We start from the raw sequence: 26592 nt of genomic DNA, 5'->3' as shown, positions 1-26592 counted from the left end.
CGACGGAACTTCGTCGGGGGACCGGCAGGTCCATCGGGGCCCCGACAAACCTGGCGACCCGGCGGCCGCCTCGGCGTGTGACGCATGGGACGAGAGTGACGAACCCGTAGCCTGAGGGCGGCGGTCGTGGGGACCGCTTCGTCTCGCTCGCCGTCAGGAGTGTCGTGCCCGTCGTCCGCCGTACCGGGGGTCTGCTCGCGCTGAGCACGGTCCTCGCCCTGGTCCTCACGCTCACCGTGACGCTGGTCGGCATGGTGCCGCTCGGCACCGCGGCGTACGCCGCGTCCCCGGCCGCCGCCGCGTCGAGCGCGGCCGCGTCGAGCTCGACCCTCGCGACGGCGCCGCTCGCCCGCCGGGGGAAGGGCTGGAAGCCGCGGGCGGGGGTGCTGTTCAACAACCCGCTCGGCAACCGGCAGGCGCGTCGGCGGATCGTGCGCCAGGTGATCAAGGCGATCGACCACACCCCGCCGCGTGGCGAGATCCGGATCGCGAGCTGGAACGTCCGCAACGCCGGCATCACCCGGGCGTTGGCCTCGGCGCACCGCCGCGACGTCACGGTGCGGCTGATCATGTCCCGCGGCAACCTCGGCACCAAGGGCGACCCGAACCCGGGCGTGCGCCGTCTGGTTCACGAGCTGTCGGTCAACGGCAACAAGCTCCGGCGGCCGGCGCGGCGCAGCCACGTGAAGTCGTGCCGGAGCTCCTGCCGCGGCACGACCGGCATCTCGCACTCGAAGTTCTTCCTCTTCAGCCGCAGCGGCAGGGCCCGCTGGGTGGTCATGAACGGCTCGTTCAACGCCACCGACCTGGCCTCGAGCAACCAGTGGAACGACATGTACGTCGTGCGCGGCAAGCCGCGGGTGTACGCCGCCTTCCGCAGCACCTTCGCCGAGATGTGGCGCGACAAGCCGGTCCGCAACGCCTACACCCGCACCCGGGTCGGACCGGTGACCGCGTTCTTCTACCCGTACGCCGGCCGGCGGGCCAAGCGGGTCGACCCCGCGCTCAGCGAGCTGCGGGCGGTCCGGTGCCGCGGCGCCCGCAACACCACCAGCGGCCGCACCAAGATCCGGATCGCGATGACCAGCTGGTTCGGCGAGCGCGGCACCCAGCTCGCGTGGCGGGTGCGCCGGATGCAGAACAACGGCTGCGACGTGAAGATCGTCTACGCCGTCATGGGCAACGAGGTGCTGCGGATCCTGCGTCGCGAGGGCCGGCGGCCGGTGCGGCTCCAGCAGGTCGTGCAGGACTTCGACGGCGACGGCGTCTACGACCGCTACCTCCACATGAAGGTCCTCACCATCAAGGGCCGCTACCGCGACAGCCGGCGCGCGTCCGTCGTCGTCAACGGCTCCGCGAACTGGTCCCCGGCCGTGCTCAACAGCGACGAGGCCGTGCTGCGGATCCGCCGCGCGCCGGTGCTGAAGGCCTACAACCGGCGGATCGAGAAGCTCTACCGGAACCCGCCGGACACCGGCCTCATCGCACCGGTGCTGGGCCGGCGGCTCGGGATGATCGACCCGTACGCCGAGATCGAGCCGCACTGACGCTGCCCGCGAGCCGGGGCCCGGCCTGAGCCCCGCGGCGTACCGTGGCCGCATGCGCGCACCCCGGCTGTCCCTGGTCGCCGCCACCACCGCGCTGCTGGCCGCCGGGGCGGGAGCCGGCGCCGCGGGCCCGCTGGACCGGGCGATTGCGGGCACGCCCGGCGACGACCGGCTCGTCGGCACCGGGTCGGCCGACTCGATCAAGGCGAAGGCCGGCGACGACCACGTGGGCGCCAGGGCGGGGAACGACGTGGTGACGCTCAACGCCGGCGACGACACCGGTGCGGGAGGGACGGGGGAGGACCGGCTGAACGGCGGTCCGGGGGCGGACCTGCTGCGGGGGATGGGCGACGCGGACCGGGTCCTGGCCGGGCCCGGCGCGGACCGGGTGCTCGGCGGCGGTGGGAACGACTGGCTGCACGGCAGCGACGGCGACGACGTGGTCGCCGGTGGTGTCGGCAACGACCATCCGCAGGGCGGTCCGGGCGACGACCGGGTGACCGGCGGGCCCGGCGACGACGAGCTCGACGGTGACAAGGGCGAGGACGTCATCGACGCCGGTCCGGGCGGCGACCAGGTCACCGGCGACGAGGGCGACGACGTGATCCGACCAGGGGACGGGGCGGACGAGGTCTACGGCGAGGAGGGCGACAACGAGGTGATCGCCACGGACGACGGCGTCCGGGACGACATCTTCTGCGCCACGCTGGGCGGCCCTCCAGGACGCATCACCTACGTCGGCGCGCGCGACCCGCTCGACGTCCTGCGCAACTGCGTGGTCACCGTCGTCGCCGGCTGAGCCCCGACCACGCACGAGAGGCAACCGGCGACGGGCCCGGGCGAGCCCGGTCCCGGCCGGGGGCGGACCCGCTTGTTACGGTCGTGGCGCAGCCTTCGTCCCCACGACCGAGCCGATTCCCGGGGTGCCTCGTCGATGAACAACCGCTCGTCCGTCCTCCCTGCCCGCGCCCCGGCCCGGGGCATGCTGACCGCCGTCGTCGCAGTCCTGGCGCTCCTGGCGGGCCCCCTGGCCGTGCCGGCGCACGCGAAGTACACGCCGCCGTCGGGCGTCCGCACCAACAACCCGCTCGGTGACCGCGAGGCCCGTCGGATGGTCATCGGGCACGTGATCCGATCCATCGACGCGGTGCCGCGTGGGGGCCAGATCCGCATCGCGAGCTGGAACATCCGCAGCGACGACATCGTCGACGCCCTCGTCCGCGCGCACCACAAGCGCAAGGTCGGCGTCAAGGTGGTCATGGACCGGCTCAACGCGAACCCCGACAACCCCAACCGCGGCGTCAACCGCCTGCAGCGGGAGCTGGGGAAGGGCAACGACTCGCGCAAGCCCTACCTGCGCAGCGGGCTGCGCAAGTGCGTGAGCGCCTGCCGCGGCCCGGGCGGCATCGCGCACTCGAAGTTCTTCCTCTTCAGCCAGGCCGGCAAGGCCCGCTGGGTGGTCATGAACGGCTCGTTCAACGCCACCGACCTGGCCGCGCACGGCCAGTGGAACGACATGTACACCGTGGTCGGCCGCAAGGCGGTCTACCAGGAGATGCGCGTCGTCTTCAACCAGATGTGGCGCGACAAGAACGTCAAGCAGGGCTACCGCCACAAGTCCTACGGCAAGGGCCTGACCACGATGGTCTACCCGTGGCGCGGGTCCGGCACGAAGGGCGACCCGGTGCTCAAGGAGATGTCGAAGATCTCCTGCAAGGGCGCGCGCAACACCGCCAACGGCCGCACCAAGATCCGCATCTCGATGACCTCCTGGCACGGCGAGCGCGGCAAGAAGATCGCCTGGGCCGTGCGGCGCAAGCAGAACTCCGGCTGCAACGTGAAGATCGTGTACGCCGTCGCCGGCAACGAGGTGCTCCGCATCCTGCGCCGTGAGGGTCCCCGCCCCGTGCCGCTGCGCCAGATCACCCAGGACTTCAACGGCGACGGCGTCTACGACCGCTACCTGCACACCAAGGTGCTCACCGTCCGCGGCCGCTACGGGAAGGACCGCAGCGCGACCATGACCCTCAACGGGTCCGCCAACTGGTCGCCGGCGGCGCTGCCGAGCGACGAGGTCCTGATCCGGCTCCAGCACAAGGGGCCGATGCAGAAGTACAACGCGTTCATCGAGCGGCTCTTCCGGAACCCGCCGCCGCGCAGCCGTCCGGTCGCCGGTCGCCCGACGACCCGGACCGACCAGGCGGACCAGACGGCGCCGGTCGAGCTCCCCGAGCACCTGCCGCTCGGCACGCGGATCAACGGCGTCGACCCCTACGCCAAGCTCCAGGCCGGCTGAGCCTCCGGGGCGCACCCGGGCCGGCCCGGCCGTGTCCGGCCTCACCGGTCGGCCAGGGGGCGACCGGTCCGAGGTGCAGTAGGCTGCCGTCGACATCCACATCGTCCGCCACCAGGGGAAGCCGGTCCGAGTCCGGCGCTGACCCGCAACCGTAGGCCGACGGTCCCAGCACCACACGAGCACCACCGGGACCGCGCGGCGAGCCGGAGCACCTGCTGCGAGACGCCTGATCACACGCTGTCGAGGAACGCAGCGGGTGGCCACGCCGGGTCCCCGGTCGCAGCCCTCCCGTTGGCACAGCGGGAAGGACCACCGTGCACAAGCCCACCCTCGCGCGCAGCACCGTCGCGCTGCTCGCCGTCACCGCCCTCGGGGCGGCCGGCCTGGTCGCCGCCCCCGGAGCGGCGTCCGCCGCACCGGTCCCCGGCGCCGACCCGGCGCCCGCCTCCGCCTCCGCGTCCTGGCTGGCCGGCCAGCTCGAGGACGGCCTCCTGACCTACCAGGCCGGCGAGTTCCAGAGCACCGACTACGGCCTCTCCATCGACGCCGCCCTGGCCCTCCAGGAGGTCGGCGGGCAGGACGCGGCCGTGACCGCGGTCCGGGACGCCGTGGCCGCGGGCCTGGACGGATACATCTCCGGCGAGGCGTTCGGCGACGCCGGGAGCACGTACGCCGGCGCGGCGGGCAAGGCCCTCGCCCTCGCCACCGCGACCGGTGGTGACCCGGAGTCGTTCGGCGGCGTCGACCTGGTCACCCGGGTCGAGTCCGTCACCGACGAATCCACCGGCCGGACCGCCGACGTCAGCACCTACGGCGACTACGCCAACACCTTGGGCCAGTCCTTCGCCGCCCGCGGGCTCGCCGCGGCCGGCAGCCCGGAGGCGGCCACCGCCACCGACTTCCTGCTCGACCAGCAGTGCAAGGCCGGCTTCTTCCGCCAGGCGTTCTCCGCCCCCGACGCCGCGGACCAGACCTGCGACGGCGCGGCGGACGCCGAGCCGAGCGTGGACGCCACCGCCACGGCGGTGGTCAACCTGCTCGCCCGCGACGACGCCGACCAGGCCGCCATCGCCGCCGCCGTCGACCGCGCGACCACCTGGCTGGCCTCGGTGCAGCGCGCCGACGGCGCCTTCGGCGCGGACGACCAGATCGAGACCCCCAACGCCAACAGCACCGGCCTCGCAGGCTGGGCGTTGGGGCTCGCCAGCCGCGAGGCGCCGGCCGCGAAGGCCGCGGCCTGGCTGCGCGCCCACCAGCTGACCAACGTCGGGACCTGCACCCCGTTCCGGCCCGCCGACCTCGGCGCCGTGGCGTACGACGACGGCGCCGTCACCGCCGCCCGCAAGGACGGCATCACGGCCGCCACCGAGGGGCAGTACCTCCGTGCCACGGCGCAGGCGCTGCCGGCGCTCCAGTGGGCCCCGGCCGCCGGCGAGGCGAACGTCCTCGCGACGCCGGACTACGTCAAGGCCGGCAGCCGCGTGAGCCCCGGCGTCACCGGCGCCGCGCCGGGCGAGTGGCTGTGCGCCTCGGTCGCCGGCGCGACCGCCTCCGTCCCGGCTGACGTCGCCGGCGAGGCCGTGCTCCGCGTCCGCCTCCCGAAGGCCGCCGGCACCCGCACCGTGACCGTCAGCGACGCGGACGGCGTCGTCGGCACCGCCCGCTACCGCGCCCTGGGCGCGACGAAGTTGACCGTCCGCGCCAAGAAGAGCGCCGTGCGCCGCGGCGTGAACCAGGTGGTCGAGGTCCGCGGCCTCGCGCCCGCCGAGCCGGTCCGGGTCGTCGTCGGCGGCCGCCGCGTCGACACCGGCCAGGCCAACGCGAAGGGCCGCTTCACCAGCCGCTTCAAGGCGACCGGCAACGGTCGCACGAAGGTCGTCGTGAAGGGCCAGTTCGGCAACCGCAAGGGGACCGCGGCGTACCGGGTGACCCGCTGATGCTGCGCGGCCTGCTGGCCCGTCTCGCCGCCGCGACCCTCGTGGTCGCGGCGGGCGGGGCGGTCGCCGCGCCCACCCCGTCGTACGCCGCCGCGTGCGCCGGCAGCACCGGCGTGACCGCCGTGGTGGACCGCAACGAGCTCGGCGGCGGGGTGCAGCAGGTCTGCGTCGCCGGGGGTGGCGGGGACAGCGCGGCCGCGATCTTCTCCGCGGCGGGCTTCCCGCTGACCTACGCCCAGCGCGACCCCGGCTTCGTCTGCCGCGTCGCCGGCGTCCCGACCAGCGACCCGTGCGTGAACGCGGCGCCGGCCGACGCCTACTGGGCGCTCTACTGGTCCGACGGGAAGTCCGGCTCCTGGGTCTACTCCTCGCTCGGCGCCGGTGGCCTGACGGTGCCCGACGGGGCGTACGTCGCCTTCTCCTGGCAGGGCTCGTCGACCAAGAGCCCGCCGAGCGCCACGCCCGCGCCGCACCGCGCACCGGCCGCCTCGCCCAGCCCCACCGCGGGTGCGACGAAGCCGCCGGCCGCCACGGGCGGCGGAACCGGGGGCTCGGGTGGCGCCGGCACGTCGGGCACGGCCCCGGCCGCTCCGCAGGCGAGCTCCACGGCTGGCCCCTCGGCGTCGCCGTCGGCCGCGGAGGGACGGGCGGAGCCCGCGCCGGCCCGTGCCGACGGCAAGCAGGCCACGGGCGACCGGGCCAAGGGCGACGGCGCGCGGAAGAAGGACCGCCGCGCCGACCGCGACGAGGGGAGCGACGAGCCGGCCGTGACGGTGAGCGCCGAGGCCGACCCGGAGACCCTGGCGACCTCGTCGAGCACCGAGGGGGCCGACCCCGCCGACGGCGGCCTCCCGGCGTGGGTGCCGCTCGTCCTCGTGGTGCTCCTGCTGGGTGCCGGGGGCGCGGTCGTCCTGCGCAGACGGAGCACGTCGGCGTCGTGACCGGGACGGTGGCCGCGAGGGCGAGCAGCGTGCGCAGCCGGGCCCGCGCGGCGCGGCTGCCGCGCGACCTGCACCCGGTCGCGTGGTACGCCTGGGCGATCGGGCTGGCGGCGGCGGCCTCGTCGACCACCAACCCGCTGGTCCTCGGCCTGCTGCTCGCCGTCGCGACCCTGGTGGTCGTGGCCCGGCGCTCGGACCAGCCGTGGGCGGCGTCGTTCCGGCTCTACCTGTGGCTCGCCCTCCTGGTGCTCGTGCTCCGGGTGGTGTTCCGGATCGTCTTCGGCGGCACCTACCCGGGCACGGTCCTGCTCGACCTGCCCGAGGTCCCGCTGCCCGACTGGGTCCTGGGCATCACCCTGCTCGGCCCGCTGTCGCGCGAGGGCCTGCTGGGCGGGGTGTACGACGGGCTGCGGCTCGCGACGATCATCGTCTGCGTCGGCGCCGCCAACGCCCTGGCGAACCCCAAGCGGCTGCTGCGCTCGGTGCCGCCGGCGCTGCACGAGGTCGGCACCGCGCTCGTCGTGGCGGTGTCCGTGCTGCCGCAGCTGGCCGACAGCGTCCGGCGCGTCCGCGCCGCGCAGCAGCTGCGGGCGGGGGAGGAGCGGCGGGTCCGCGGGCTGCGCCGCGTGCTCGTGCCGGTCCTCGAGGACGCCCTCGAGCGCTCGCTGGCGCTGGCCGCCGGCATGGACGCCCGTGGCTACGGCCGCGCGCCCGGGCAGACCCGCCGGGAGCGGTGGACGACCGGCGCGTTCCTGCTCGTCGGCCTCGGGGGCATCTGCGTCGGGGTCTACGGCGTCCTCGACCAGACCGCGCCGCGCGTGCTGGCCGTCCCGATGCTGGTGCTCGGCCTCGCCGCGGCCGTCGCCGGCCTGGCGTCCGCCGGCCGCCGCGTCCAACGCTCGCGCTACCGCCCCGACCCCTGGCGCTGGCCCGAGCTCGCCGTCGTCGGCTCCGGGGTCGTCGTCGGCGCGGTCGGCGTGTGGGCTGCTCGCGCCCAGCTGACCATCGCCTACCCCGACCTCACCCGCGTGCCGGAGATCAGCCTCGCCCTGCTGGTCGGCGTGCTGGTCGGGGCGCTCCCGGCGCTCGTCGCCCCCGAGCCGAGGATGGTGACGGCGTGATCGAGCTGCGCGACATCTGCTTCCGGTACGCCCAGGGCGCGCCGCCGGTGCTGGACGCCGTCGACCTCGAGATCGAGGAGGGCGAGCTGGTCCTCGTCAGCGGACCGACCGGCGTCGGCAAGTCCACGCTGCTCGGCGTGGTCACCGGCCTGGTGCCGCGTTTCTCCGGCGGCGTGCTGAGCGGCGACGTGCTGCTCGACGGCGCCAGCGTGGTCCACGCGGCCCCGCGCGACCGCGCGCACGTCGTCGGGTACGTCGGTCAGGACCCGGCGGCCGGCTTCGTCACCGACACGGTCGAGGAGGAGCTCGCCTACGGCATGGAGCAGCTCGGCCTGCCGCCGGAGACCATGCGCCGACGCGTCGAGGAGACCCTCGACCTGCTGGGCATCGCCGCCCTGCGCGACCGCGACCTGCGGACCCTCTCCGGCGGCCAGCAGCAGCGGGTCGCCATCGGCGCGGTGCTGACCATGCACCCCCGGCTGCTCGTGCTCGACGAGCCGACCAGCGCGCTCGACCCGACCGCGGCCGAGGAGGTGCTGGCCACGCTGACCCGCCTGGTCCACGACCTCGGCGTCTCGGTGCTGCTCGCCGAGCACCGGCTCGAGCGGGTCGTGCCGTTCGCGGACCGGATGGTCGTGCTCGACGGCTCCGGGTCGGTCCGCGTCGGGCCGACCGCCAAGCTGCTCGAGACCTCGCCGGTCGTCCCGCCGATCGTCGAGCTCGGCCGGCTCGCCGACTGGCACCCGCTGCCGCTCAGCGTGCGCGACGCGCGCCGCCGCGCCCGGACGCTCCACCTCGCCGCACCCGAGCCGCGGCCCCAGCCCGTCGGCGTACCCCTCCTCGGCGCGCGGTCGCTCACCGTCGTGCACGGCCGCACGACGGCGTTGCGCGAGGTCGACCTCGACCTCGACGGCGGCTGCGTGACCGCGCTCATGGGGCGCAACGGCGCGGGGAAGTCCTCGCTGCTCTGGGCGTTGCAGGGCAGCCGGAAGCGGCGCACCGGCAGCGTCGACGTCGGCGGCCAGGACCCGGCGCGGCTCGAGCCGGCGGAGCGGCGCGCAGCGGTCGGGTTGCTGCCGCAGGACGCGGCCGACCTGCTCTACCTCGAGACGGTCGCCGAGGAGTGCGCCGCCGGCGGCCCGGAGACCCGGGCAATCCTGGCCTCGCTGGTCCCTGACGTGCCCGACGACGCCCATCCGCGCGACCTGTCCGAGGGCCAGCGGCTGGCGCTCGCGCTCTCGCTCGTGCTGGCGGCGCGGCCGCAGGTGCTGCTGCTCGACGAGCCGACCCGCGGGCTGGACTACGCGGCGAAGAAGGTCCTCGCCGGCACGCTCCGGCGGCTCGCCGCGGACGGGCACGCGGTGCTGGTCGCCACGCACGACGTCGAGTTCGTCGCCCAGGCGGCCGACGCGGTGGTCGTCCTCGCCGAGGGGGAGGTCGTCTCGTCCGGGCCCGCGCACCGGGTGCTCGCCGAGTCGCCGTCGTTCGCGCCGCAGGTCGCCAAGGTGCTGGGTCCGCCGTGGCTGCGGGTCGACGAGGTCGCGGCCGCGCTGGAGTCGGCGTGAGCGGGACCAGCCCGACGACCAGCCCGACGACCAGCCCGACGACCAGCGCCGTGCGTGTCTCACGCCGCTCGGCGGTCGTGCTGACGGTCGCGTCGCTGGCGGGCCTGATGATGCTCGGCTGGCCGTTGCTGCTCCAGGTCCCCGACGACGCCCGGGTCGACCCGCCGTTCCTGTTCCTGGCCCTGCTGCCGGTCGTGGTCGCCGTGGTGCTGGCCGAGCTCACCGAGGGCGGCCTGGACGCGCGGGTGCTGGCGGTCCTCGGCGTGCTGAGCGCGGTCCAGGCGGTGCTGCGGGCGGTGTCGGCGGGGACGGCCGGGGTCGAGCTGGTGTTCTTCCTGCTGGTGCTGGCCGGCCGGGTCTTCGGGCCCGGGTTCGGCTTCGTGCTCGGCTGCACGTCGCTGTTCGCCTCGGCGCTGATGACCGCCGGCGTGGGGCCGTGGCTGCCCTTCCAGATGATGTGCGCGGCGTGGATGGGCATGGGCGCCGGGCTGCTGCCGCGCCGCGTGCGCGGCCGCTGGGAGATCGCGATGCTGGCGGCGTACGCCGCGGTGGCGGCGTACCTCTTCGGCGCGCTGATGAACCTGTCGTCCTGGCCGTTCCTGCTCGGCGTGCAGGTCCCCGGACACGAGGGGTCGCTGGCGTTCGTGCCGGGCGCGCCGCTGATGGAGAACCTGACGACGTTCCTCGTCTACACGCTGGTCACCTCGACCGGCAGCTTCGACACCGTCCGGGCGATCACCAACGTGGTGGCGGTCGTGCTGCTCGGACCGGCGGTGCTCACCACGCTGCGCCGCGCCGCCCGGCGCGCCACCGTGGTCGGGACCGTGCGGTCCGAGAGGCCTGTCAGGGCTTGAGGACCAGGATCCGGTCGTCGCCCTCGCCGGGCTCGCCGCGGCCGTCGCGGTTGCTCGTGGTCAGCCACAGCCGCCCGTCGGGGGCGAAGGCGACCGTGCGCATCCGGCCGTGGTCGCCGACGAGGAACGCCTCGGGCTCCCCGGCGCCGTCGCCCTCGACCGGGACGCGCCAGAGCCGCTCGCCGCGGAGCGCGGCGAGGTAGAGGTGGCCGTCGGCGTAGGCCAGCCCCGAGGGGGAGGCCTCGTCGGTGCGCCACTGCGCCTGCGGGTCGACGAGCTCCTCGCTCGGGCCGCCCTGGATGGTCCCCTCGGCGCGGCCCTCGACCTCGGGCCAGCCGTAGTTGGCGCCCTTCTCGACCAGGTTGAGCTCGTCCCAGGTGCTGTCGCCGAACTCCGAGGCCCACAGCCGGCCCTCGCCGTCGAACGCGAGCCCCTGGACGTTGCGATGCCCCCAGGACCACACCGGTGAGCCGAACGGGTTGCCCGGCGCCGGCTCGCCGTCGGGCGTGATCCGCAGGATCTTGCCGCCGAGGTCGTCGCGGTCCTGCGCGCGCTCGGGCTCGCCGATCTCGCCGGTGGAGACGTAGAGGTGGCCGTCGGGCCCGAAGAGCATCCGGCCGCCGTCGTGGATGAAGCCGCTCGGGATGCCGGTCAGCACGTCCTGCGTCGGACCGAGCCGGTCGCCGTCCAGCTCGGCGCGCACCACCCGGTTGTCCTCGGCGGTGGTGACGTAGAGGTAGACGAGCCGGTCCTGCTCGAAGCCCGGCGACAGGGCGACGCCCAGCAACCCGGCCTCGCCCTCGGGTGCCGCCGCGTCGATGGTGCCGAGCTCGGTCACCTCGCCGTCCGGCGAGACACGCAGCACGCGGGTGGTGTCGCGCTCGGTGACGATCGCGTCGCCGTCGGCGAAGAAGTCCAGCCCCCAGGGCGCCGCGAGCCCGGTCACCGCGGTCGCCACGACCTTCGGTCGCCGGGAGGTGGGCAGCTCGACCCGCTCGCCCCGTCCCTGGCCGGTGCCGGCCGAGGGGCTCGCGGTGCCGGACGCGCTCTCGGACGCCTGCGGCGACGGGCTGGCCGGCGCCGTGCCGGTCACGTCGACGTCGACCTCGTCGCCGCCCTGGCCACAGCCGGCCAGGACGACCGGCAGCAGCACCGCGCCCACGGCGTACGACGCGAGCGTGCGGCGGGTGCGCGGCCGCTTCGTCGGCCGGTCCATCAGGCCACCTTCTCGTCGGAGACCCGCGCGACCAGGTCGAGCAGCTGGCGGTGCACCTCGTCGGGGTGCTCCATCTGGACGAAGTGCGACCCCGGCAGCTCGACGTAGGTGCCGTCGGCGACCCGCTCGGCCGCGGTGGCCATGTGCCGGGCCCCGGCGAGGACGTCCCAGCGGCCCGCGACGAAGACGCACGGCACGCCGACCCGGCTCAGCGGGACGCGGCGGTGCTGGGCGGTGGTGAGCGCCATGTGGAAGTACCAGTCGATCGGCGTGCTGAGGAACTCCTTGACCGCCGCGGCGGTCAGCTGCGGGTCGGCCACCGGGAACATGAAGCCGGAGTGGCTGAGCACCGCGATCGTCCTGTCGCCGATCGGGAGCCGGGTCGTCACCGGCGTGATCGCACGGCCGGCGAGCTTGACGACCTTGGAGAGGTTGACCGTCACCGCCCGGGCGGCGACCCGCGGCAGTCGCAGCGGACCGAGCATCGTGGCGAACGTGTCGCCCGGGACGCCGGCGACCGCGAGCAGCGCGCTCACCCGCTCCGGGTGGTCGACCGCGAGCTGGAACATCGTGTTGACGCCGATCGACCAACCCATGACCACCGCCTTGTCGAGCCCGAAGTGGTCCATCACCGACAGCGCGTCCTCGACCAGCTCGTCGACGCCGCACGCCTCCGGGTCGGTCGGGCGGTCCGAGCCGCCGGTGCCGCGGTGGTTCCACGACACGACCCGCACGCCGCAGTCGGGCTCGAGCAGCGCCGGCCAGACCAGGGGGTTGGTGCCCAGGCCGTTGCACAGCAGCACCGTCGGGCCCTCGATCCGCCCCTCGGGGTCGTTGGTCCACGCCCGCAGCCGCGTGCCGTCGTCGGACAGCACGTCGCAGAACGCGATGGTGGCGGCGGGCGCGGGGCGCGCGGTCGACTGCATGCGCTCCAGCGTGCCAGAGCGGTCCGGCCCGCGGCGGGAGTCGTGGCGGAGCCCACGGGCGGGCGGGTCGGTGCGGCGGTGGGAAAGGCAGGGAAGTGTCGGCATCCCAAGTGAACTTGGGATGCTGGCGCTTCCCTGCTGTTGCGATGGCCGAAGAGCGACGGGGAAGGCCGCGGAGTGACCCGCCGGTGTGGCTCGAGTGGCGGGAGTGACGGCCGAACCGGCCGGAGGGGCCGGCGGAGCGGCCGAAGGAGGCCGCCGGCCCGGCAGGGAGGTGCCGGGCCGGCGACCTCAGCCGTGCGCGACGCGACCGGCCGGTGTGGCCGGGGCAGCCGGGGCGGCCGTCATCGCCCGGGCCGCCAGGAACTCCTCCACCTCGATGCGCTCGGCACGTCGTCGGGCCAGTGCGGTGGAGGCGACCATGGCGTTGCGCCTGGCCTGCAGCTGCGACTCCTCCGGCCACTCGCGGACCCGGCGGACGAGGGTCGGGAGCAGCGGGAGCGACGCGCGGGAGGCCATGACCCGACGCTAGGAGGCCGGGACGACACCCCGGTCAAGGTCGTGTGACGTCCCGGTGAACTAGTCCGGCACCGGCTCGGCGAGCGACCGGCCCGTCCGGGTCGCGCCCACGCTGGCGACCACCACGCAGGCCATGGCGAGCCACTGCACGGGCGCCAGCAGCTCGCCGAGCACCACGATGCCGGCGAGCGCCGCGGCCGCGGGCTCCAGCGACATCAGCACGCTGAAGACCGACGGCTTGATCGAGCGGAGGGCGACGAGCTCGCAGGTGTACGGCACGACCGAGCTCAGCAGGCCGACCAGCGCCCCGATCAGGACGATGCGCAGGTCGGCCAGCTGGTCGCCGTACCTCCCCAGCGCCACGGGAGAGAGCAGCAGCGTCGCCACGATGCTCGCCACCGCCAGGCCGTCGAGGCCGCGCCAGCGGGCGCCGGTCTCCGCGCTGAGCAGGATGTACGCCGCCCACGCGGCGCCGGCGAGGACGGCGTAGGCCACGCCGGCGAGGTCGAGGTCGGTGCGCTCGAAGCCGAGGAGGAGCACGCCGATGCCGGCCAGGCCGACCCAGGCGAGGTCGCGCAGCCGGCGCGACCCGAGCACCGCCAGCGTCAGCGGTCCGACGAACTCGATGGTGACCGCGAGGCCGAGCGGGATGCGCTGGAAGGACTGGTAGATCGCCCAGTTCATGCAGCCCAGCGACGCGCCGTACCCCAGCACGACCAGCCAGTCCTGCCGGGTCTTCCCGCGAAGCACCGGTCGGGCGACCGCGACGAGCACGAGCGCGCTGGTGACCAGCCGGAGCCAGACGATCGTGGAGGGTGAGACCTCGTCGAAGAGCGACTTCGCGACGGAGGCGCCGAGCTGGACCGAGGCGATCCCGGCCAGGACGAGCCAGACCGGGGAGACCGAGCGGACGGCCGCCGATGAGTTCGTCCGCGTCACCGGGTCAACGTAGGGGACATCGGCACGGCGGAAGGAGCGGGGATGGCCCGCAGCACGGTCCTCATGGTCGGCACCCGCAAGGGGCTCTGGGTCGGGCGGTCCGACGAGGCGCGCGAGGACTGGACGTTCACCGGCCCGCACTTCGCCATGGAGGAGGTCTACTCCTGCCTGGTCGACACCCGCGACGGACGCGTCCGGCTGCTCGCCGGCGCGTCGTCGTCCTGGCTCGGTCCCCAGGTGTGGCGCTCCGACGACCTCGGCGCGACGTGGGAGCAGACCCCGGGCGGGGCGGTCCGGTTCCCCGACGACGTCGACGCCTCGGTCGAGCGGATCTGGCAGCTCGTCGCCGGCGCCGAGCCCGGGGTGGTGTGGGCAGGCACCGAGCCGGGTGCGGTGTTCCGCTCGCGCGACGGCGGCGAGACGTTCGCGCTCGAGCGGGCGCTGTGGGACCACCCGCACCGGCTCGAGTGGGGCGAGGGCTTCGGCGGCCAGGCGTTCCACACGGTGCTGCCGCACCCGACCGACCCCGCGTCGGTCACGGTCGCGATCTCGACCGGCGGGGTCTACCAGACCTCCGACGGCGGCGCCTCGTGGCGACCGCGCAACGTCGGCATCCGGGCGGAGTTCCTGCCCGAGGGCGAGCAGTTCCCCGAGCTCGGCCAGTGCGTGCACAAGGTGACCCGGCACCCGGCACGGCCCGAGCGGCTCTACCTGCAGAACCACGGCGGCGTCTACCGCTCCGACGACCACGCCGCCACCTGGACCTCGATCGCCGACGGCCTGCCCAGCGACTTCGGCTTCCCCGTCGTCGTGCACCCGCACGACCCGGACACGATCTACGTCTTCCCGCTCGGCGACGGCCGGTTCCCGCCCGACGGGCGCGCGCGGGTGTGGCGGTCGCGGGACGCGGGGGAGTCCTGGGAGGAGCTCGGCAGCGGTCCCGACGGCCTGCCCGACGGGCTCTGGGTCGCGGTCGTGCGCGACGCGATGTGCACCGACGAGCACCCCTCGGTCGGCGTGTACGTCGGCGCCCGCAACGGCACCGTCTGGTGCTCGCCCGACGGGGGCGACACCTGGCGCTGCGCGGTCGCCGACCTGCCCGACGTCATGGTCGTGCGCGCCGCCGCCGTCTGACACGTCACACCCGCTGAGACCGCCCGGGGGCGGGCGGCGTCCGGGACTAGGCTGAATCTCATGACCGAGCAGGACCCGCAGCAGGCCCAGACCCCCAGCACGCCCGACATCAAGCCCCGCTCGCGCGACGTCACCGACGGTCTCGAGCGGGCCGCGGCGCGCGGCATGCTCCGTGCGGTCGGCATGGGCGACGACGACTGGGAGAAGCCCCAGATCGGCGTCGCGTCGAGCTGGAACGAGATCACCCCCTGCAACCTCTCGCTGGACCGCCTCGCGAAGGCCGCCAAGAACGGCGTGCACGCGGCGGGCGGCTTCCCGATGGAGTTCGGGACCATCTCGGTCTCCGACGGCATCTCCATGGGCCACGAGGGCATGCACTACTCGCTGGTCTCGCGCGAGGTCATCGCCGACTCCGTCGAGGTCGTGATGAGCGCCGAGCGCCTCGACGGCTCGGTGCTGCTGGCCGGCTGCGACAAGTCGCTGCCGGGCATGATGATGGCCGCGGCCCGCCTCGACCTCTCCAGCGTCTTCCTCTACGCGGGCTCGATCATGCCGGGCAACGTGGACGGCAAGGACGTCACGATCATCGACGCCTTCGAGGCCGTCGGCGCCTGCCTGGCCGGCAAGATCACCCGCGAGGAGGTCGACAAGGTCGAGCGCGCGATCTGCCCGGGCGAGGGCGCGTGCGGCGGCATGTACACCGCCAACACCATGGCCGCCGTCGCCGAGGCGATCGGCATGTCGCTGCCCGGCTCGGCCGCTCCGCCGGCGGTCGACCGCCGGCGCGACGGCTTCGCCCACAAGTCCGGCGAGGCCGTGGTCAACCTGCTGCGCAAGGGCATCACCGCGCGCCAGATCATGACCAAGGAGGCGTTCGAGAACGCCATCACCGTCGTCATGGCCCTCGGCGGCTCCACCAACGCCGTGCTCCACCTGCTCGCCATGGCCCGCGAGGCCGAGGTCGACCTGACCATCGACGACTTCAACCGGATCGGCGACAAGGTGCCGCACCTCGGCGACCTCAAGCCGTTCGGCAAGTACGTCATGTACGACGTCGACAAGATCGGCGGCATCCCGGTCGTGATGAAGGCGCTCCTCGACGCCGGGCTCATGCACGGCGACTGCCTCACCGTCACCGGCAAGACCCTGGCCGAGAACCTCGCCGACCTGGCCCCGCCGGACCTCGACGACGACGTCATCCGCAGCCTCGACCGCCCGATCCACAAGACCGGCGGCCTGACCATCCTCAAGGGCTCGCTGGCCCCCGAGGGCGCGGTCGTGAAGTCGGCCGGGTTCGACGAGTCGGTCTTCACCGGCACCGCCCGGGTCTTCGACGGCGAGCGCGCCGCGATGGACGCGCTGGCCGAGGGCCGCATCGTCGCCGGCGACGTCGTGGTCATCCGCTACGAGGGCCCCAAGGGCGGTCCGGGCATGCGCGAGATGCTCGCGATCACCGGTGCGATCAAGGGCGCGGGCCTCGGCAAGGACGTCCTGCTCCTCACCGACGGTCGCTTCTCCGGCGGCACCACCGGCCTCTGCGTCGGCCACGTCGCCCCGGAGGCCGTCGACGGCGGCCCGATCGCGTTCGTCCGCGACGGCGACCCGATCACGCTTGACGTGCTCAACCGCAGCCTCGAGGTCGAGATCGACGACATCGAGAGCAGGAAGGTCGGCTGGACCCCCAACCCGCCGAAGTACACCCGCGGCGTCCTCGGCAAGTACGCCGCCACCGTCCGCTCCGCCGCGCACGGCGCGGTCACCAGCTGACGGCCGAGGCTCCTCGGTCCCGGGCCGGACAGCTCGTCGACGAGCTGCTCGGCTTCGGGCCGCACGCCGGCGCGCACCGGGTCGCCGCCCGCGCCGGGCTCACGGTCCTGGTGCCGCTGCTCGTGCTGCTCGCGGCCGACCGGGTCGAGTGGTCGATCTACGCGGCGTTCGGCGCGTTCACCTCGCTCTACGGACGCGAGCGGGTCGGGCCGCTGCGCCTGCGCCTGCAGACCGAGGTGGGCGTGCTGCTCGCCGGCGTGGTCGTGGCCGGCGTGCTCGTCGGCACCTCGGAGCACCGCGCCTGGCTCGCCGTGCCCCTGGCCGCCCTGCTCGCTGCCGGCGCCGCCGTCCTGTCCGACCGGCAGCGGTGGCACCCGCCCGGCGCGCTGTTCCCGGTCTTCGCGTTCACCGCCTGCGCCTCGATCCCCAGCGAGCCGGCCGACGCCCCGGTCGCGCTCCTCGTCGCCGGCGCCACCGCGGCGTTCGCGCTCCTCGTCGGCAACGCCGGCGCCGGGCTGCGGCGTCAGTGGGGGTACGCCGCCACGCGCCCGCCCGGCGAGCCGGCCATCGGGCGGAGCACGGGTCTGTGGCGCCACGTCGCGCCCAGCGCGCTCGCGGTCCTGGTCGCCGGGGCGCTGGCGACCGGGCTCGGCATCGGCCACCCGTACTGGGCGATGGTCTCCGCCGTCGTGCCGCTCGCCGCTGCCGACCCGCTGCGACAGGTGGTCCGTGGGTTGCACCGCATCGTCGGGACGACGCTCGGGCTCGGCCTCGCCGCGCTGCTGCTCGCCTGGGACCCCAGCCCGCTGGGCGTGGTGCTCGTCGTGGTCCTGCTCCAGGTGCTGGCCGAGCTCCTGGTCGGCCGCAACTACGCCGCGGCGCTCGTGGTGATCACCCCGCTGGCGCTGCTGATGGTCCACCTCGTCGCGCCGACCCCGACCGCCACGCTGCTGCTCGACCGCGGCGTCGAGACGCTCCTCGGCGTGGTCGTCGGGCTGGTGGTCGGCCGGGCCGCCCGCCGGCTCGGCACGACGTCGGCGGGGCGCGGCAGGATGGCGGCATGAGCCTGCGCTTCCCGCGACCCCTGCGCCCCGGCGACCGGATCGGCGTGACGGCGCCGTCGGCGGGCGTCCAGCCCTCGATGCGGGGCCGGCTCGACGCGGCCGTCGCCGCCCTGGGGGAGCGCGGGCTCGAGGTGGTGCTGGGGGAGTGCCTGGGCACGCCCGGGGTCACCTCGGCGCCCAAGGAGCAGCGGGCGGCCGAGCTCACCGCGATGCTGTGCGACCCGACGATCGCCGCGGTCGTGCCGCCGTGGGGCGGCGAGCTCGGCATCGACCTGCTCGACCTGCTGGACTGGGCCGCGCTCGAGCGGGCGGAGCCGACCTGGCTGGTCGGCTTCAGCGACACCTCGCTGCTGCTCGTCGCGCTCACCACCCGCCTCGGCTGGGGCACCCTGCACGGGGCGAACCTCATGGACACCCCCTACGACCCGCCGGCCGGGCTCTCGCACTGGGTCGACGTCGCCTCCGCGACCGGACCGGTCACGCAGCGCAGCCCGGGGCGGTACCGCACGAGCGGCTGGGACGACTACGAGGCCGACCCCGGCGTGCGGACGATGACCCTCGACGGCACCGGCACCTGGTCGGTGCTCGGCGGAGGCGGCGCGGACGTGACCGGCCGGCTGGTCGGCGGCTGCGTCGAGATCATGGGGCCCATCGCCGGGACGCCGTACGGCGACGTGCCGGCGTTCGGCCGCGAGCACGCCGACGAGGGGCTGGTCGTCTACCTCGAGGCGTGCGAGGACGGCCCGTTCACGATCGCCCGGACACTCCACGGGCTGCGGCTCGCCGGCTGGTTCGACCACGCGAACGCCGTGCTCGTCGGGCGCACCGCCGCGCCCGACCACCCGGAGATGAGCCAGCGCGAGGCCGTCGTCGACGCGCTGGGCGGGCTCGACGTGCCGGTCGTGCTCGACGTCGACCTCGGCCACGTCCAGCCGCAGGCCCCGTTGGTCAACGGCGCCCGCGCCCGCGTCGTCGTCGACGGCGACCGCCACGAGATCACCCAGGAGTGGTGAGCGGGCGCGACGAGCGCGCGCGATGGCTCGACCCGGCCGACGCCGACGAGGCCGGCGCCGCCGCACCCGGCTGACCGTCACTCCCCGCCCAGGCCCGCCCGACGCGCGGTGATCATGGCCTGGGCCCGGTCGGGGACGCCGAGCTTGGCCAGCACGTTGGAGACGTGGTTGCGCACGGTCTTCGGGCTCAGCACCAGGCGGCGGGCGATGGTGGCGTTGTCGAAGCCCCGCGCCACCAGGTCCAGCACCTCCCGCTCGCGGTCGGAGAGCTCCGGGAACGGCACCTGCACCGACGTCCGGCTGCCGGTCAGGCTCGCCATCGCGCGGGCCGCGACCTGCGGACCCATGATCGCCTCGCCGTTGGCGACGGCGCGGATCCCGCGCTCGACCTCCTCGGGGGAGGCCGACTTCAGCAGGTAGCCGCGGGCGCCGGCCCGGACCGCGGCGACCACCGACTCGTCGTCCTCGTCCATGGTGATGACGAGGACCGCGAGGCGGGGCAGGGCGCGGACCAGGGTGCGGGTCGTCTCGATGCCGGAGTCCTCGCCGAGGTGGAGGTCCATCAGGACGACGTCCACCGCGTCGGTGACCCGCTCGACCGCCTGCGCGGCGTCCTCGGCGAGCGCGACGACCTCGATGCCCTCGAGCGAGCCGAGCAGCCCGGCCATGCCGAGCCGGAACACCGGGTGGTCGTCGACGACGGCGACGCGGATCGGACGGGCTGTGGACTCGGCGGCCGGCTCAGCCATGACGCTCCTCGGAGGGGACGGGCTCGACGGGCAGGACGGCGCGGACGACGGTCCCGCCGCCGGGTGCGGGGGAGACGGTGAGCGTGCCGCCCTGCTCGGCGGCCCGCTCGCGCATGGAGCGCGACCCGACACCCGGCACCGCGTCGGGCGGGACGCCGCGGCCGTCGTCGGCCACCTCGACGACGACCTCGCGCTCGGCGCGCAGGGCGGTGATGCGGCAGCGGGTGGCGCCGGCGTGCCGCACGACGTTGGTGACGGCCTCCGAGGCGATGCCGTACGCCGCGGCCGCGACCAGCGGGTGCAGCCCGTCGAACCGGTCGGTCTCGACGTCCACGCGGAGCTCGCTCCCGGAGTGGCGGGCGCCGAGCTCGGTGAGCGCCGCGCCGAGCCCCAGCTCGTCGAGCACCGGCGGGAGGAGGTGGTGGGAGAGGCTGCGGACGCCGGCGACGGCGGCGTCGACCTCGCCCTGCAGGTGCCCGAGCAGCTCGGTGGCGGCGGCGGGGTCGGTGGCGAGCAGGTTGCGGGCGCCCTGCAGGCCGAGCCGGATGCCGGCGAGGGAGGGGCCGAGGCCGTCGTGGATCTCGCGGCGGATGACCCGGCGTTCCTCGAGGCGCACCGACGCCAGTCGGACCCGCAGCGCGTCGACGTCGGCCGCGGCCCGGGCGACGGCGACGGACGCCGCGAGCACGGACCCGAGGTCTGCGAGGGTCGCCAGGTCGCGGGGTGAGAGGGACTCGCCGGCGCGCGGGGTGACCTCGAGCGTGCCGACGCGCTCGCCGCGGTGGCGGAGCGCGAGCTCCTGCGGCTGCTGGGTCGGCTCGCCCCAGCGGACCGGCTCGAGCCCGTCGGCCAGCACGGCCACCGACTCCAGCCGGACCGACCGGCCGACGTCCTCGGCCAGCGAGGCGAGCAGGTCCGCGACGGGGGCGTCGCCGACCAGCTGCGAGCCCAGGCGGCGCACGACGCGGCTGGGGTCGGCCGCGTCGCCGTACACCAGCCGGTGCACACGGCGCGCCAGCACGATCCGCGCCGGCTGGACCGCCACGGCGACCGAGGCGGCCGCGAGCAGCTGCGGCGTGCCGTCGCCGGGCAGCACGCGGGTCAGCAGCACGACCACCACGAGGTAGAGGGCGACCAGGCCGGTCGCGAGCAGGCCGGCGAGCACGGTGCGGCTCACGACCAGCCCCAGGCCCCACAGCCGGTTGCGCAGCACCACGACCAGCACGGCGGCCGGGAACACCGCCTGCGAGACCAGGTGCAGCGCCGGCGTCAGCCAGAACGGCAGGGTGACGACGGTGACCACCAGCGGGAGGAAGGACACGGCGAGGACGAGCGTGCCCAGGACCAGCCAGCCCAGGCCCGTGCGCTCCTCGACCGGCCCGCGCCGGCGGCGTACCTCCACCGCCAGCGCGGTGACCAGGCCCAGCACGATCGTGAGGCGGCACCAGTCGAAGAAGTGCGGGTCCATCCGGTACGACGCGATCGGCATCCACACCGACAGCGCTCCACCGACCGCGACCGCGGCCCACTCCAGCGGCCGCAGCGCCTGCTCCCGCACCAGCCACGGCACCACGAGGAAGAGCGCGAACGTGCCGGGCATCCACGCCGTGCCCTGGAGCGCCGAGACGTGCTCCACCCACGGCAGGTCGCCGCGGCGCATGTCGAGCATCGTGTACGTCGCGCCGAAGCCCGCCAGCCCGCCGCCCACCGCGGCCACGGCGAGCAGCCACGGCACCGGGTGGGAGCGGCGGCTCAGCGTGACGGCCGCGACCGTGCCGTAGACCGCGCCGACGGTGAGGTCGACGAGCAGGAACCACATGTTCTCGTCGACGGTCGGACGGGCCAGCGCGAGGAGCACGAGGGCGGCCGCGACGAGGGTCCAGGACGTGATGGCGACGGCACCCGCCGCCAGCGGGCGGCCCACCGGCCGCGTGGGCGGTGCAGGCAGTGGGCCCGTGGCGGGGGCCCGGACGCCGGTGTCGACGGTCGACATGGCGCGCAGCGTAGGCCGCGGCGGCGCTGTCCCGGGGGCGATTGGCACGATCGCGGCTCAGCCGTGACGCGGCCGGTCGCGCCGGTCGCCCAGGGCGAACCCGAGGCCCAGCAGCAGGACGAGGACCGGGCCGGGCATGCCGGCGAGGTACTGCATCGGTGACATGCCGGCGACCAGCGTCAGACCGCCCAGGACGGCGCAGACCCAGCCGAGCCAGCGCGGGGCCGCCGCGTGGCGCAACGACGCCACCGCGACCGCGACGCCCGTGACCCCGGCGCCCATCCACAGCCACGGCACGGTGCCGACCCAGTGGGCGACCACGGCTGCGAACTCGGTGGTCAGCGGCCACTCCTCGTCGCCGATCGCGAAGATCGTCTCGGTCGTGAACGCGCTGCCCATCAGCGCCACCACGGCGGTCAGCAACAGGCCGCCGGCCGCGACGTCCGGCAGCAGGCTCCCCGCCGGTGCCTGGTCCTGGAGCCGGCGGCGCAGGCCCGCGGCGACGACGAGCAGCAGCACGCAGGCCACCATCGAGGACACGTGGAGCGCGACCAGCTGCGGCACCTGGTCGGCCAGCCGGTCGGCGATCGCCTCGGCGCCCTGGGCGTCCTCGGAGTACGCCGCGTCGACCTGCAGCGAGGACTGGATCGCCACGACGCCGGCCAGGCCGGCCACCGCGCCGCTCGCGCCCCAGAGACGGCCGCTCCGCGGCGTACGGCGGGTGGTCGTGGTGGTGCTCGGGGTGGTCGCCGCCGGGTCCGGGGCGGGGGTGGCGAGGGCGTCGATCGCGGTCATGGGGTGCTCCTGGTGGTGACGGGTGTGCTCGGTGGGTCGAGCGTGCTGCGCCCGCCGTCCCGGCCGGCAGGGCCGCGCGTCCCGACTCCGTGGGCTCCTGGTGGTCTCGGTGGCCGGTGACCGATGGCCGATGGCCGATGGCCGATGGCCGATGGCCGATGGCCGATGGCCGATGGCCAATGGCCGGTGTCGGTGAGCCGTGGCAGGGTCGGGCCATGGACCAGCGGCTCAGCTTCGTGACGCTCGCGGTGGCCGACCTGGCGGCCAGCCGCGCCTTCTACTGCGACGGGCTCGGGTGGGAGCCGGCGCTGGAGGTGCCCGACGACGTGGTGATGATCGAGGTGGGGGAGCGGCTCGTGCTCTCGCTGTGGGTGCGGGCGGCGTTCGAGGCCGAGGTCGGCCCGGTCGCGACCGGGCCCGGCGTCGCGCCGTTCACGCTCGCGCACAACGTGGCCACCCGCGAGGAGGTCGACGCGTCGTTGGCGACCGCGCGGGCCGCCGGTGCCGACCCGGTGAGCCCCGCGCAGGAGCGGGTGTGGGGCGGCTACACCGGTTACTTCGCCGACCCCGACGGGTATCGGTGGGAGGTCGCGCACAACCCCGGACCCATCGGATCGAAGGTGCTCCCGTGACCGACCAGAACCAGCAGGGCGACCCCGGCCGGACCGACGCTCCCGAGCCCGGCGTGCAGGGCGGGCCGCGGGCGACGCCCGAGCGCGGCGCCGATCCTGGCGTCACCTCAGAGCCCGCCACGGTCGCCATGAACGCCACCCCCGGCGCCGACGACCGCACGGTGCTCAGCGGTCACGACGTCGAGGCCGAGCTGCTCGCGGACTGGCGGGTGATGTTCGACCAGCTGCACGCGCGCTTCGCGACCGGTGACTTCGCGACCGGGCTGCGGCTCGTGGCCGCGATCGGCGAGGCCGCCGAGGAGGCCGACCATCACCCCGACGTCGAGCTGACCTACGCCGCCGTGGTGGTCCGTCTGTGGAGCCACGACGTCGGCGGCACCACGATGCGCGACGTCCGGCTCGCCCGGGAGATCAGCGACGCGGCCGCCCGGGTCGGGGCGACCGCGGAGCCGGAGCGCCTCTCGGTGCTCGAGCTCGCACTCGACACCCACGACCTCGACGCGGTCCGCCCGTTCTGGGCGGCACTGCTCGGCTACGAGGGCGACGACGAGACCCCGGACGAGCTCCGCGACCCCACCGGCCACGGTCCGACCCTGTGGTTCCAGGAGTCCGACCCGCGCTCGCCCGAGGACGTCGAGCAGCGCTTCCACCTCGACCTCCGCGTCCCGCCCGAGGTCGCCGAGCGCCGAGTCCGGGCCGCGGTCGAGGCCGGCGGCACCCTCGTCGACGACGGGTACGCCCCGCGGTTCTGGGTCCTCGCCGACGCCCAGGGCAACCGCGCCTGCATCACCACCTGGCTCGGCCGCGGCGCCTGAGCGCTTGGCCGTGAGGTTCATCGGGGCCCCGATGAACCTCACGGCCACCCGATGAAGTTTCGTCGGGGGACCGGCAGCTTCATCGGCCACCCGATAAAGCTGTCACCGGCGCGAACCCACCCCGGCCCAGCATGTGGGACATGCGTCCCGTATGCTGGGACGGCAGCCGTGACCGGGTGACGGGCGCGGGGCCGGGCGGCTACCGTGGTCGCATGCGCCAGGACCTCCTTGTACGCACGCGACGCGTGGGCTGAGCCAGACCGGCTCCCGCCAGCGCGTCACCCCTCGCCGCCTGCGGCCGAGGGGTTTTTTGTTGGCCGGGCACACGCAGGCACACACGCACGGAACACCGCAGGACCGAGCACCACCACCGGAACGGGGAAGCAGGAATGACCGAGCAGATCACGGGTGCCCAGAGCCTGGTCAGGTCGCTGGAGGCCGCCGGGGTCACCGACATCTTCGGCATCCCGGGCGGCGCGATCCTCCCGGCGTACGACCCGCTGATGGACTCCTCGATCCGCCACGTCCTCGTCCGCCACGAGCAGGGCGCCGGCCACGCCGCCCAGGGGTACGCCGCAGCGACGGGCCGGGTGGGCGTGTGCATGGCGACCTCGGGGCCGGGCGCGACGAACCTCGTCACGCCGATCGCGGACGCCCACATGGACTCGGTGCCGATGGTGGCCGTGACCGGCCAGGTCGGCGCGTCGATGATCGGCACCGACGCCTTCCAGGAGGCCGACATCCGCGGCATCACGATGCCGATCACCAAGCACAACTTCCTGGTCACCGACCCCGCCGAGATCCCGCAGCGGGTGGCCGAGGCGTTCCACATCGCCTCCACCGGTCGCCCCGGCCCGGTCCTCGTCGACGTGGCCAAGTCGGCGCTCGAGGCGATGACGACGTTCCGGTGGCCGACCGAGCTCCAGCTGCCCGGCTACCGCCCGGTGACCAAGCCGCACGCCAAGCAGATCCGTGAGGCCGCGAAGCTGATCCTCGAGTCGCGCCGCCCGGTGCTGTACGTCGGTGGCGGCACGATCCGCTCCGGTGCGTCGGCCGAGCTGCGAGCGCTCGCCGAGCTGACCGGCATGCCGGTCGTCACCACGCTGATGGCCCGCGGCGCGTTCCCCGACAGCCACCCGCAGCACCTGGGCATGCCCGGCATGCACGGCTCGGTCTCCGCGGTGGCGGGCCTCCAGAAGTCCGACCTGATCATCAGCCTCGGCGCCCGCTTCGACGACCGGGTCACCGGCCGGCTCGACTCCTTCGCGCCCGGCGCCAAGGTCATCCACGCCGACATCGACCCGGCCGAGATCGGCAAGAACCGCCACGCCGACGTCCCGATCGTCGGAGACTGCCGCGAGGTCATCGCCGACCTGGTCACGGTGCTCAAGGCCGAGGCCGACGCCGGCCACACCGGAGACTTCGAGGCGTGGGCGGAGTTCCTCTCGGGCATCAAGCGCCGCTACCCGCTCGGCTACGAGACCCCGGCCGACGGCAGCCTCGCGCCGCAGTACGTCATCCAGCGCCTCGGCGAGATCGCCGGCCCGGACGCGATCTACACCTCCGGCGTCGGCCAGCACCAGATGTGGGCTGCGCAGTTCATCGGCTACGAGAAGCCGATGACCTGGCTCAACTCCGGTGGCCTCGGCACGATGGGCTACTCCGTCCCGGCCGCGATGGGCGCCAAGGTGGGTGCCCCCGACACGACGGTGTGGGCGATCGACGGCGACGGCTGCTTCCAGATGACCAACCAGGAGCTGGCCACCTGCGCGATCAACGACATCCCGATCAAGGTCGCGATCGTCAACAACGAGTCGCTCGGCATGGTCCGGCAGTGGCAGACGCTCTTCTACAACGAGCGCTACTCCAACACCGACCTGCACTCCAAGCGGATCCCCGACTTCGTCAAGCTCGCCGAGGCCTACGGCTGCGTGGGCCTGGCCTGCGAGAGCCCGGCCGACGTCGACTCGACCATCGAGAAGGCCATGTCGATCAACGACGTCCCGGTCGTCGTCGACTTCCGCGTCAACCGCGACGCGATGGTCTGGCCGATGGTCGCCGCCGGCAAGAGCAACGACGAGATCAAGTACGCACGTGACCTCGCACCCGACTTCGACCGGGTCGAGGACGACTGGGAGGTCCGACCCGCATGAGCGAGCGGAGCGAGCGAATCATTCAAGACAGCGCAGGTGGAGCCTCATCGGCGCCCGGAGCGAAGCGAGGACGTCGATGAGCAAGCACACGTTGAGCGTCCTGGTGGAGGACAAGCCCGGTGTCCTCGCCCGGATCGCCGGCCTCTTCAGCCGCCGCGGCTTCAACATCGACTCGCTCGCGGTCGGACCGACCGAGCACGCCGACGTCTCGCGGATGACCATCGTCGTCAACGTCGAGTCGTCCCCGCTGGAGCAGGTGACCAAGCAGCTCAACAAGCTCGTCGAGGTCATCAAGATCGTCGAGCTCGACCCGACCGCATCGGTCGACCGCGAGCTCGTCCTGGTCAAGGTCGCCGCCACCGCGGAGACCCGGGGCCAGGTGCTCGACACCGTCCAGCTCTTCCGCGCGAAGGTCATCGACGTGGCCCCCGACGCGGTCACCATCCAGATCACCGGCAACGCCGGCAAGATCGCGGACTTCCTGCGCGTGCTCGAGCCCTTCGGCATCCGCGAGCTCGTGCAGTCCGGGATGGTCGCCATCGGCCGCGGCTCGCGGTCGATCTCCGAGCGCAGCCTGCGCCCGGTGACCGTCCCCGCGCGGCCCGCCGTCGGCTGA

At 74.6% G+C, this 26592-nt stretch carries 22 protein-coding genes, 1 pseudogene and 1 riboswitch; of the genes and pseudogenes, 16 read left to right on the top strand and 7 right to left on the bottom strand.

Annotated features, from left to right (window positions below):
* Nucleotides 1-164: 164 nt before the first annotated feature.
* The 8 genes from G6553_RS03985 (at nt 165) to G6553_RS03950 (ending at nt 10261) form a co-directional block, all read left to right on the top strand.
* Entirely contained in the window at nt 165-1547 is a 1383-nt protein-coding gene (locus G6553_RS03985) for a phospholipase D-like domain-containing protein (protein WP_166189378.1), read from the top strand.
* 52 nt (nt 1548-1599) lie between these two features.
* Nucleotides 1600-2346: a hypothetical protein gene (locus G6553_RS03980; RefSeq protein ID WP_166189376.1), complete on the top strand. Its 747-nt coding sequence runs from the start codon at nt 1600-1602 to the stop codon at nt 2344-2346.
* A 135-nt stretch (nt 2347-2481) separates the two neighbouring features.
* On the top strand, nt 2482-3843 hold the full coding sequence (locus G6553_RS03975; RefSeq protein WP_166189374.1) for a phospholipase D-like domain-containing protein: 1362 nt from the start codon (nt 2482-2484) through the stop codon (nt 3841-3843).
* Nucleotides 3844-3912: 69 nt separating this feature from the next.
* Nucleotides 3913-4078: riboswitch (cobalamin riboswitch) on the top strand.
* A 79-nt stretch (nt 4079-4157) separates the two neighbouring features.
* A complete protein-coding gene (locus G6553_RS03970) occupies nt 4158-5780 on the top strand; it encodes a hypothetical protein (RefSeq protein ID WP_166189373.1) in 1623 nt (540 codons plus the stop codon).
* Complete coding sequence (locus G6553_RS03965) at nt 5780-6721, top strand: hypothetical protein (RefSeq protein ID WP_166189371.1); 942 nt, start codon at nt 5780-5782, stop codon at nt 6719-6721. The genes G6553_RS03970 and G6553_RS03965 overlap by 1 nt, the downstream gene beginning before the upstream one ends.
* A 29-nt stretch (nt 6722-6750) precedes the next feature.
* Nucleotides 6751-7842 (top strand): energy-coupling factor transporter transmembrane component T, encoded by a 1092-nt coding sequence (locus G6553_RS03960; protein ID WP_347565474.1) that lies wholly within the window; start codon nt 6751-6753, stop codon nt 7840-7842.
* A complete protein-coding gene (locus G6553_RS03955) occupies nt 7839-9407 on the top strand; it encodes an ABC transporter ATP-binding protein (RefSeq protein ID WP_166189370.1) in 1569 nt (522 codons plus the stop codon). The genes G6553_RS03960 and G6553_RS03955 overlap by 4 nt, the downstream gene beginning before the upstream one ends.
* A complete protein-coding gene (locus G6553_RS03950; RefSeq protein WP_347565473.1) occupies nt 9404-10261 on the top strand; it encodes an ECF transporter S component in 858 nt (285 codons plus the stop codon). The genes G6553_RS03955 and G6553_RS03950 overlap by 4 nt, the downstream gene beginning before the upstream one ends.
* On the opposite strand, the gene G6553_RS03945 is transcribed toward G6553_RS03950, so the two are convergent.
* The 4 genes from G6553_RS03945 to G6553_RS03930 all read right to left on the bottom strand — a co-directional run bounded on the left by G6553_RS03945 (nt 10251) and on the right by G6553_RS03930 (nt 13861).
* Nucleotides 10251-11477, bottom strand: coding sequence for a PQQ-dependent sugar dehydrogenase (locus G6553_RS03945; protein ID WP_166189368.1), 1227 nt, complete (start codon nt 11475-11477; stop codon nt 10251-10253). The genes G6553_RS03950 and G6553_RS03945 overlap by 11 nt on opposite strands.
* Nucleotides 11477-12403, bottom strand: coding sequence for an alpha/beta hydrolase (locus tag G6553_RS03940; protein WP_166189367.1), 927 nt, complete (start codon nt 12401-12403; stop codon nt 11477-11479). The genes G6553_RS03945 and G6553_RS03940 overlap by 1 nt, the downstream gene beginning before the upstream one ends.
* 291 nt (nt 12404-12694) lie before the next feature.
* Entirely contained in the window at nt 12695-12922 is a 228-nt protein-coding gene (locus G6553_RS03935; RefSeq protein ID WP_166189365.1) for a hypothetical protein, read from the bottom strand.
* A 60-nt stretch (nt 12923-12982) separates the two neighbouring features.
* Nucleotides 12983-13861 carry an EamA family transporter gene (locus G6553_RS03930; protein ID WP_166189363.1) on the bottom strand — a complete coding sequence of 293 codons (879 nt, stop codon included), beginning with the start codon at nt 13859-13861 and terminating at the stop codon, nt 12983-12985.
* A 42-nt stretch (nt 13862-13903) separates the two neighbouring features.
* On the opposite strand from G6553_RS03930, the gene G6553_RS03925 reads away from it, so the two are divergent.
* The 4 genes from G6553_RS03925 to G6553_RS03910 all read left to right on the top strand — a co-directional run bounded on the left by G6553_RS03925 (nt 13904) and on the right by G6553_RS03910 (nt 18839).
* Entirely contained in the window at nt 13904-14995 is a 1092-nt protein-coding gene (locus G6553_RS03925) for a sialidase family protein (RefSeq protein WP_166189361.1), read from the top strand.
* A 60-nt stretch (nt 14996-15055) separates the two neighbouring features.
* Complete coding sequence (ilvD, locus tag G6553_RS03920; RefSeq protein WP_166189360.1) at nt 15056-16762, top strand: dihydroxy-acid dehydratase; 1707 nt, start codon at nt 15056-15058, stop codon at nt 16760-16762.
* 110 nt (nt 16763-16872) lie between these two features.
* Nucleotides 16873-17826, top strand: a complete 954-nt coding sequence (locus G6553_RS03915) for an FUSC family protein (protein ID WP_347565472.1) — start codon at nt 16873-16875, stop codon at nt 17824-17826.
* Nucleotides 17823-18839: a S66 peptidase family protein gene (locus tag G6553_RS03910; protein ID WP_166189358.1), complete on the top strand. Its 1017-nt coding sequence runs from the start codon at nt 17823-17825 to the stop codon at nt 18837-18839. Before G6553_RS03915 ends, G6553_RS03910 begins: the two co-directional genes overlap by 4 nt.
* 77 nt (nt 18840-18916) lie before the next feature.
* Here G6553_RS03910 and G6553_RS03905 read toward each other — a convergent pair whose 3' ends face one another.
* Genes G6553_RS03905 through G6553_RS03895 form a run of 3 tightly spaced genes read right to left on the bottom strand, consistent with a single transcriptional unit; the run spans nt 18917 to nt 22376 of the window.
* Complete coding sequence (locus G6553_RS03905) at nt 18917-19588, bottom strand: response regulator transcription factor (RefSeq protein WP_166189356.1); 672 nt, start codon at nt 19586-19588, stop codon at nt 18917-18919.
* Nucleotides 19581-21581: a sensor histidine kinase gene (locus G6553_RS03900; RefSeq protein ID WP_166189354.1), complete on the bottom strand. Its 2001-nt coding sequence runs from the start codon at nt 21579-21581 to the stop codon at nt 19581-19583. Before G6553_RS03900 ends, G6553_RS03905 begins: the two co-directional genes overlap by 8 nt.
* 57 nt (nt 21582-21638) lie before the next feature.
* The gene (locus tag G6553_RS03895) at nt 21639-22376 is read right to left on the bottom strand and encodes a hypothetical protein (RefSeq protein WP_166189353.1); all 738 of its coding nucleotides are present in this window, start codon (nt 22374-22376) and stop codon (nt 21639-21641) included.
* Nucleotides 22377-22591: 215 nt separating this feature from the next.
* Between G6553_RS03895 and G6553_RS03890 the strand changes: the two genes are divergently transcribed.
* From G6553_RS03890 to ilvN, 4 genes and pseudogenes are all read left to right on the top strand, one after another.
* The gene (locus tag G6553_RS03890; protein WP_166189351.1) at nt 22592-23008 is read left to right on the top strand and encodes a VOC family protein; all 417 of its coding nucleotides are present in this window, start codon (nt 22592-22594) and stop codon (nt 23006-23008) included.
* Nucleotides 23005-23823: a VOC family protein gene (locus G6553_RS03885; protein WP_347565471.1), complete on the top strand. Its 819-nt coding sequence runs from the start codon at nt 23005-23007 to the stop codon at nt 23821-23823. Before G6553_RS03890 ends, G6553_RS03885 begins: the two co-directional genes overlap by 4 nt.
* A 344-nt stretch (nt 23824-24167) precedes the next feature.
* Nucleotides 24168-25976 (top strand): annotated as a pseudogene (locus tag G6553_RS03880) (acetolactate synthase large subunit); the annotation flags it as partial.
* A 76-nt stretch (nt 25977-26052) separates the two neighbouring features.
* A complete protein-coding gene (ilvN, locus tag G6553_RS03875; protein WP_166189349.1) occupies nt 26053-26592 on the top strand; it encodes an acetolactate synthase small subunit in 540 nt (179 codons plus the stop codon).

It is taken from the genome of Nocardioides sp. IC4_145, from assembly GCF_011250565.1.
Lineage (GTDB): Bacteria > Actinomycetota > Actinomycetes > Propionibacteriales > Nocardioidaceae > Nocardioides.
This window is presented reverse-complemented; position numbering and strand designations above follow the sequence as displayed.